Origin of the sequence: Pseudomonas sp. CM25 (assembly GCF_013179705.1) — a bacterium.
Classification (GTDB): domain Bacteria; phylum Pseudomonadota; class Gammaproteobacteria; order Pseudomonadales; family Pseudomonadaceae; genus Aquipseudomonas.
On the sequence record NZ_JABMCW010000255.1, the window covers coordinates 1 to 8,130 of the forward strand.

Below are 8,130 nucleotides of genomic sequence, written 5' to 3' on the forward strand. Positions count from 1 at the left end.
TGGAAAAGTGCGATGAATCAATTTGCGATTCTGTACGGAGATCGGTTCATCAGGCCAACCTGGTGAAATCAAGGCCTGCCGGGCGGCAGGCCATTACCGGCCCGCACACAAAAAACCTGACACTCCCCGTGGGGCCGCTTTGCGGCCCCGGCAATCTCAGCCTCGAGCAAGCTGCCGGCGCAATTCAGCCAACACCGGCGCCGTATCCGGCCGCACCCCACGCCAGATAAAGAACGCCTCAGCCGCCTGCTCGGCCAGCATCCCCAACCCATCCAGCACCTTGGCCGCACCCAGGTTCGCAGCCCACTGGCAAAACGGTGTCGGCTGCTTGCCATACATCATGTCGTAGCAGACCGTTCGCCCCGCCTCGACCAGGCTGTCGGCAATCGGCGGCATCTCGCCTGCCAGGCTCGCCGAAGTGGCATTGATGATCACGTCCACCGGCTCCTGCAACCAGGCAAACCCGCTGGCCACCACTGGCCCCAGCTCGTCGAACTCGCGCGCCAGCTGCTCGGCCTTTTCCACGGTACGGTTGGCGATCACCAGCGATTGCGGGTTGTGCGCCAGAATTGGCTCCAGCACGCCCCGCACAGCACCACCGGCCCCGAGAATGAGAATGCGTTTGCCCGCCAGCTCGACCCCGGCATTGACGGTGAGGTCGCGCACCAGGCCTGCACCGTCGGTGTTGTCACCCTGCAAGGTACCGTTGGCCAGTTTGCTCAGGGTGTTCACCGCGCCAGCGCGCTGGGCACGCGGGGTCAGGCTGTCGCACAGGCGGTAGGCCTCTTCCTTGAACGGCACGGTGACGTTGCCGCCACTGCCTTGCTTGAAGAAACCACGCGCGCAGTCGCTGAACTCGTCCAGCGGCGCCAGCAACGTGGCGTATTCCAGGTCCTGGCCGGTCTGCTCGGCGAACAGGCGATGGATCAGCGGCGACTTGCTATGGCCGATGGGGTTACCGAAAACGACGTACTGGTCCATGACGATTCCTTGGTTGTCCACAGGCTTACTGGCCAAGCCAGTCGCGGTCCTGCAGGAAGTACTCGGTCAGGCGCGCTTCTTCGCTGCCCGGCGCGGCCTTCCAATCGTAGCCCCAGCGGACTTGCGGCGGAAGCGACATCAGAATCGACTCGGTGCGGCCACCGGACTGCAGCCCGAACAGGGTGCCACGGTCGTAGACCAGGTTGAATTCCACGTAGCGGCCGCGGCGGTATTCCTGGAACTCGCGCTGCGCCGGGGTGAAGGGCGTGTCCTTGCGACGCTGGACAATCGGCAGGTACGCGTCGACGAAGGCATCGCCGATGGCGCGGATAAAGGCAAAGCAGGTGTCGAAGTCCCACTCGTTCAGGTCATCGAAGAACAAGCCACCGATGCCGCGTGGCTCGCCACGGTGCTTGAGGTGGAAGTAGCGATCGCACCAGGCCTTGTAACGCGGGTACACATCGGCGCCGAACGGCGCGCAGGCCTGCTCGGCCACGCGGTGCCAGTGGATGCAGTCTTCTTCATTGCCGTAGTACGGGGTCAGGTCGAAACCGCCGCCGAACCACCACACGGCCTCTTCACCTTCCTTTTCGGCAATGAAGAAACGCACGTTGGCGTGCGAAGTGGGCACATGCGGGTTGTGCGGGTGAATCACCAGCGACACGCCCAAGGCCTCGAAGCCACGGCCTGCCAGTTCGGGGCGATGGGCACTTGCCGAAGGCGGCAAGCCACTGCCGAACACATGGGAAAAGTTGACCCCGCCCTTCTCGATCAGCTTGCCTTCGCCAATCACGCGCGTACGGCCCCCGCCACCGGCTTCGCGCACCCAGGCGTCCTCGACGAAGCGGGCACCGCCGTCTTCGGCTTCGAGGGCAGAGCAGATGCGGTCTTGCAGGTCGAGCAGGTAGGCTTTCACGGCCTCGGTGCGGCTAGTCATCGGGTCACCAGGAACGGGCAGGGAAGAATTCGCCGCGTAGCATACCACCGCCAACCCGCGCGCCGCAGTTGACGGCGATCAAGCAAAGGCGTCCGATAGAAGGCCTTTTCCCGATCCCGAGTACAGGAGTGCGAGATGGCCAAGCGTATCCAGTTCAGCCAGCATGGCGGCCCGGAAGTGCTGCAGTTTGTGGAATTCGAACCCACCCCGCCCGGGCCACAGCAGGTACGTGTGCGTAACCATGCGATCGGCCTGAACTTCATCGATACCTACTTCCGCAGCGGGCTGTATGCGCCGCCGTCCCTGCCTTCCGGCCTGGGCACCGAAGCGGCGGGTGTGGTCGAGGCTGTGGGCGAGGGTGTGACCCGGCTCAAGGTCGGCGACCGCGTGGCCCATGCCGGCGGCCCGTTGGGCGCGTACAGCGAGGTGCATACGCTGCCTGAGGCCAACCTGGTCAAGCTGCCCGACAACATCAGCTTCGAGCAGGCGGCGGCGGTGATGCTCAAGGGTTTGACCGTGCAGTACCTGCTGAAGCAGACCTATGAGGTAAAGGCAGGTGACGTGATCCTGTTCCATGCCGCAGCGGGTGGTGTGGGTTCGCTGGCGTGCCAGTGGGCCAAGGCGTTGGGGGCCAAGTTGATCGGCACCGTGAGCTCTGCCGAAAAGGCCGAGCGGGCCAAGGCGCTGTGCGCGTGGGCGACCATCGACTACAGCCATGAAGACGTGGCCAAGCGGGTGCTGGAGCTGACCGATGGCAAGAAATGCCCGGTGGTGTATGACGGCGTCGGTGCCGATACCTGGCTGACCTCGCTGGACTGCCTGCAACCGCGTGGGTTGATGGTGAGCTTTGGCAATGCCTCGGGTGCGGTGAGCGGAGTGAACCTGGGGATTCTGGCGCAGAAGGGCTCGCTGTATGTCACCCGGCCGACGTTGGCAACCTATGCCAACAATGCCGAGAACACCCAGGCCATGGCCGATGACCTGTTTGCGATGATTGGCAGTGGCAAATTGGTTGTGGATATCCAGCAGCGGTATCCGCTGAGTGAGGCGGGGAAGGCGCAGGCGGAGCTGTCGGCGCGGCGGACTGTTGGATCGACTGTACTAATTCCCTGAGCCACACACGTTCCCTGTGGGAGCGGGTTTACCCGCGAAGAAGCCACCGCGATGGATGGCACCGGCTCTGCCGGTGTTCGCGGGTGAACCCGCTCCCACAGGTACTGCACCGATCTTGAGTGCAACGCCATCCCTGTGGGAGCGGGCATGCCCGCGAAGCAGCCGCCGCGGTGGATGGCACCGGCTTTGCCGGTGTTCGCGGGCGCGCCCGCTCCCACAGGTACTGCGTAGGCCTCCAGTACAGCGCTATCCCTGTGGGAGCCGGCTTGCCGGCGATTGCGTCAGTAAAAGCATTGAAGATTCAACGAGCAGCTCACACGGCGTTTTTTCACGAACACTTTTGAGCTGCGCGATAGAAGCACGAAGCCGGCTTGCGTTTCTTCCACCTGCAAGTAAGTGCGCGGTCTCATCCAGGTGATGGTTGAAACCAGAGTGGCTTTTCATTTCAGACACCCTTTGTCGCTGGTGGAGTCGACTCGATGCCATCGAGTATCGCCTCAATCACACCTTCTGCCATTTCAATTGCATGCAGGTTCGACCAGAACATGCCACGGCCTTCTTCGCGCATGTAGTCCAGGGCTTTGTAGCCGGTCTCGTAGGCGCTGCGCAGGTACAGGGCTACGTGGACCAGAGCGTCCTCGGCGGAAATGTTCGGGTTTACGGTGAAGAGCGGGTCATGGCCGGCGTCGCAGCGGCCAAAGGGGCGGGTGGAGGTGCAGGGAAGGGGTGGATCGGGGACTATTTTCTTCATCATTGGAAAATGCTCCTCAATGCCGCCAACCATCACTACCACGTGAATGGGTGGCGACTGTACGCGAGGTGGTAGACCCGGGCATTTTCCAATCCAGGCAGGCTCAAGAGCCTCCCACGCACAGCCGCCATAGACTGCCATGGAAAAAATGCATCCGGGCTACCACACCCGATCGCCAAGGTATTCAGCGATGGATGAAGCCTAGAGACACTGGTTCCCACTGAGAAGGTGATGGCAGGGGACGCGGCTCGTAGGATATTTCCCAATCCGCAAGCTGGACAGCCTTTCAAGAAAAAATCAGAAAAATCTGCAGAGCCACTGGGGCCGCTTTGCGGCCCAATCGCCGGCAAGCCAGCTCCCACACCGACCGCGCCGGTTTCAAGTCTTGTGCAGTACCTGTGGGAGCTGGCTTGCCGGCGATCGACCGGGGGCCCGCACGCCGGCGAAGCCCTCGCCAACGGCATCAGCCCGGGCGCACAACCTCACCAGTAGCCAAGTTCCGAATCACACTCGGATTCTTCCGCCCCCCCAGCGCCCCACCCAGCACCAGGTCCAGCTGGCCATGGAAGTACTGCTCCACCCGCAACCGCGTCTTCGCCGCCGGGCGCCCGCCCGGGTTGCACGAGGTGGAAATCAAAGGCCCCACCAGCGCGCACAAGTCACGCACCACCGGGTGATCGCTGACCCGCAACGCCACGGTGTCATGCTGCCCGGTCACCCACTCGGGCAACAGGTTCTGGTGCGGCACCAGCCAGGTGTTCGGCCCCGGCCAGGTGCTGCCCATGCGGTCGATCCAGTCTTCGGGGAAATCCTCGAACAAAAAGTCGAACTGGCGAATGTTGTCGGCGATCAGGATCAGGCCTTTATCCACAGGGCGCGATTTCAGCGCCAGCAACCGATACACCGCGTCCTCGTTCCACGGGTCGCAGCCCAGGCCCCAGACCGCTTCCGTCGGGTAGGCGATCACCGCGCCCGCCCGGATCTCACGTGCGGCTTGTTGCACACGAAAACTGCTCACCATTTGTGTCTCCCCGCCTATATACCTTGCTTGTGAGCAGTGTACTTAGCCCGCGCGGGCAAACCAACGCCCGGCTTCATTGCTGACCCGGCCCTCCAGCTCCAGCTCGGTAAGCTGCGCCAATACGGCGGCCAGCGGCTGCTCGCTGCAATGGGCCAGGCTTTCGCTGGTCTGTGGCGCGGCGTGCAGCAGGGCGAGCAGGGGATGGTCGAATTTTTCCGCAACGTCGGGCGGCAGGTTCTGCCAGCCCTGCAGCGTTTGCAGGATCTGCTCCACCGTCTCTACCAGCAGCGCGCCGTCACGAATCAGCTGGTGGCAGCCCTTGGCGCCTGGATGGTGAATGGAGCCCGGTATGGCATACACCTCGCGGCCTTGGTCCGCCGCCAGGCGCGCCGTAATCAGCGAACCACTGGCCAGACTGGCCTCGACTACCAGCACGCCCAGCGACAAACCACTGATGATGCGATTGCGCCGGGGGAAGTTGCCGGGCAGCGGCCCGGCATCCAACGGGTACTCGGAAACCAGCGCACTGCCGGTCTCGATCATGGCCTGGGCCAACTCGCGGTGGCGCTGTGGATAAAGTTTTTGCAACCCCGTGCCGAGCACACCAATCGTGCTCCCTCCGGTCTTCAATGCGGCCCGATGAGCGGCGCCATCAATACCAACGGCCAACCCGCTGGTAATGGTGAAACCGGCTTGCGCCAGATAGCGTGCAAAAGCGCCAGCCGTATCCAGGGCCGGCGGTGTGGCACGCCTGCTGCCCACAATTGCCAACTGGGGACGGTTTAACAGCGCCGGTTCGCCGGCGACGAAAAGCAGCGGCGGTGCGTCATCGATTTCAGCCAGCAGGGCAGGGTAGTCCGGGTCGTCCCACATCAGTAAATGCTGGCCCGGACGCTCTAACCAAGCCATTGCAGCCAACGCGCCATCGCGCACTTCGGCACTGCGCCGAGCATCGATAGTAACTTGGGGAATGCCCAGTGCACGCCAGGCCGAACCCGGTGCAGATAGTGCCGAGGAGGCCGAGCCAAACGCATCGATCAGGTTACGAAAGCGTCTCAACCCGGTTTCTGGAAGGCGGTGCAAACGCAGCCGGGCTTCCAGCTCGGCAGGCGGGCAAGGCGACGAATGGTAAATCGACATTAAGATCATCCTTGATCAAAGCAGGGCCATTTACGTGGCACAAACTGTGGATAACTTTGTGGGTAACACTTTGAAAAGCTGTCCATTGACTGGGGGCTATTACGCCCATAGACACCCTAGACGAGGTTGCCAGGTGCTGAAATCGCCGTTTCCCTTTATTATGTGTGCTCAGTTTTCAACCGACCGCACAGTGACTGCCTGACCTTATGGCCATCTTGAACATTCTCGAATTCCCGGACCCGCGCCTGCGCACCATCGCCAAACCGGTGACGGAGTTCGACGACGCCCTGCGTCAGCTGATCGACGACATGTTTGAAACCATGTACGAAGCCCCTGGCATCGGCCTGGCCGCGACCCAGGTCAACGTGCACAAGCAGGTTGTGGTCATGGACCTCAGCGAAGACCGCAGCGAACCGCGGGTCTTCATCAACCCCACGGTGGAAGAGCTGACCCACGACATGGGCCAGTACCAGGAAGGTTGCCTGTCGGTGCCCGGCTTCTACGAGAATGTCGACCGCCCGCTGCGGGTACGGGTCAAGGCCCAGGACCGCGACGGCAAGCCTTACGAGCTGGAATGCGAAGGCCTGCTGGCGGTCTGCGTTCAGCACGAATTCGATCACCTCAACGGCAAGCTGTTCGTCGACTACCTGTCGCAGCTCAAACGCGACCGGATCAAGAAGAAGCTGGAAAAGCAGCACCGCCAGCAAGCCTGATCCCCACCTTCCAGAAGGCTTGCTCCGGCAAGCCTTTTTCTATTTTGAAGCGAGAACTCCATGCGCATCGTCTTTGCAGGCACTCCAGAGTTTGCCGCCGAACACCTCAAGGCCCTGCTCGACAGCCCTTACGACATCGTGGCCGTCTATACCCAGCCCGACCGCCCTGCCGGCCGTGGCCAGAAGCTGATGCCCAGTGCAGTCAAAGCGCTTGCCGTGGCCCATGACATCCCGGTGTTCCAGCCGCAAACCCTGCGCAATGTCGATGCCCAGGCCGAACTGGCCGCGCTCAAGCCAGACCTGATGGTGGTGGTTGCCTATGGCCTGATTCTGCCGCAGGCGGTGCTCGATATCCCGCGCCTGGGGTGCATCAACAGCCACGCCTCACTGCTGCCACGCTGGCGCGGTGCGGCGCCGATCCAGCGCGCCGTGGAAGCCGGTGACGCCGAAAGCGGGGTCACCGTGATGCGCATGGAAGCAGGCCTGGACACCGGCCCGATGCTGCTGAAGGTGGTCACCCCGATCAGCGCCGACGACACCGGCGGCAGCCTGCACGACCGCCTGGCCGAAATGGGCCCGCCTGCCGTGGTGCAGGCCATTGCCGGCCTGGCCGACGGCTCGCTGCAAGGTGAAGTGCAGGACGATGCCCTGGCCACCTACGCCCACAAGCTGAACAAGGACGAAGCGCGCATCGACTGGAGCCGCCCGGCCGTCGAGCTGGAGCGCCTGATCCGTGCGTTCAACCCGTGGCCGGTCTGCCACAGCACCCTCGATGGCGAAAGCGTGAAGGTGTTGGCCGCCAACTTGTCCGCAGGCACGGGCGCCCCTGGCGAGATCCTGTCTGCCAGCAAGGACGGCCTGGTGGTCGCCTGCGGTGACCAGGCGCTCAGCCTGACCCGCCTGCAACTGCCTGGCGGCAAGGCGCTGAGCTTCAGCGACCTGTTCAACAGCCGGCGCGAGAAGTTCGCCGCTGGCAAGGTGCTGGGCCAATGAACCCGCGCCTCGCCGCCGCCCGTGCCCTTGCCGCTGTGCTCAGCGGCAAGGCCTCGCTCAACAGCTCGCTGCCAACGCAGCTGGACAAGGTCGATGAGCGTGACCGTGGCCTGACCCAGGACCTGGCGTTCGGCACCGCGCGCTGGCAGCCACGCCTGGACTTGCTCGCCGCCCAGCTGTTGCAGAAGCCGTTCAAGGCCGCCGATGCCGATGTACAGGCGCTGCTGCTGGTCGGCCTGTACCAGCTGTTTTACACCCGCATCCCGGCCCACGCCGCCATCGGCGAGACCGTAGGCTGCGCTGACAAGTTGAAAAAGCCGTGGGCCAAGGGCCTGCTCAATGCGGTATTGCGCCGTGCTCAACGCGAAGGCGAAGAATTACTGGCCGGCATGGAGCGCGACCCGGTGGTACGTACCGCCCACCCACGCTGGCTGCAGAAGCAGCTGAAGGCGTTCTGGCCCGAGCAGTGGGAAGCCATCTG

General features: G+C 63.3%; 9 protein-coding genes. 4 read left to right on the forward strand and 5 right to left on the reverse strand.

Translation table 11 applies throughout. From position 1 onward, the window contains the following. Nucleotides 1-156: 156 nt before the first annotated feature. Nucleotides 157-981 (reverse strand): shikimate dehydrogenase, encoded by an 825-nt coding sequence (aroE, locus tag HP546_RS21985; protein WP_172229395.1) that lies wholly within the window; start codon nucleotides 979-981, stop codon nucleotides 157-159. 25 nt (nucleotides 982-1,006) lie between these two features. Beyond that, nucleotides 1,007-1,918: an oxygen-dependent coproporphyrinogen oxidase gene (hemF, locus tag HP546_RS21990; protein WP_172229397.1), complete on the reverse strand. Its 912-nt coding sequence runs from the start codon at nucleotides 1,916-1,918 to the stop codon at nucleotides 1,007-1,009. A 135-nt stretch (nucleotides 1,919-2,053) separates the two neighbouring features. On the opposite strand from hemF, the gene HP546_RS21995 reads away from it, so the two are divergent. Further along, nucleotides 2,054-3,031 (forward strand): NADPH:quinone reductase, encoded by a 978-nt coding sequence (locus HP546_RS21995; protein ID WP_172229399.1) that lies wholly within the window; start codon nucleotides 2,054-2,056, stop codon nucleotides 3,029-3,031. A gap of 445 nt (nucleotides 3,032-3,476) precedes the next feature. Here the strand turns inward: HP546_RS21995 and HP546_RS22000 are convergent, their stop codons facing one another. The 3 genes from HP546_RS22000 to dprA form a co-directional block, all read right to left on the reverse strand. Next, nucleotides 3,477-3,785: a hypothetical protein gene (locus tag HP546_RS22000; protein WP_172229407.1), complete on the reverse strand. Its 309-nt coding sequence runs from the start codon at nucleotides 3,783-3,785 to the stop codon at nucleotides 3,477-3,479. A gap of 460 nt (nucleotides 3,786-4,245) precedes the next feature. Next, nucleotides 4,246-4,803 (reverse strand): L-threonylcarbamoyladenylate synthase, encoded by a 558-nt coding sequence (locus tag HP546_RS22005; RefSeq protein ID WP_172229401.1) that lies wholly within the window; start codon nucleotides 4,801-4,803, stop codon nucleotides 4,246-4,248. A gap of 42 nt (nucleotides 4,804-4,845) precedes the next feature. Beyond that, nucleotides 4,846-5,943, reverse strand: a complete 1,098-nt coding sequence (dprA, locus tag HP546_RS22010) for a DNA-processing protein DprA (protein ID WP_172229403.1) — start codon at nucleotides 5,941-5,943, stop codon at nucleotides 4,846-4,848. Between the two features lie 206 nt (nucleotides 5,944-6,149). On the opposite strand from dprA, the gene def reads away from it, so the two are divergent. The 3 genes from def to HP546_RS22025 all read left to right on the forward strand — a co-directional run. Then, nucleotides 6,150-6,656: a peptide deformylase gene (def, locus tag HP546_RS22015; RefSeq protein WP_051097836.1), complete on the forward strand. Its 507-nt coding sequence runs from the start codon at nucleotides 6,150-6,152 to the stop codon at nucleotides 6,654-6,656. Nucleotides 6,657-6,716: 60 nt separating this feature from the next. Then, on the forward strand, nucleotides 6,717-7,649 hold the full coding sequence (fmt, locus tag HP546_RS22020; protein WP_172229405.1) for a methionyl-tRNA formyltransferase: 933 nt from the start codon (nucleotides 6,717-6,719) through the stop codon (nucleotides 7,647-7,649). After that, the coding region (locus HP546_RS22025; RefSeq protein WP_306125449.1) for a transcription antitermination factor NusB at nucleotides 7,646-8,130 on the forward strand (485 nt) is incomplete at its 3' end. The genes fmt and HP546_RS22025, both read left to right, overlap by 4 nt.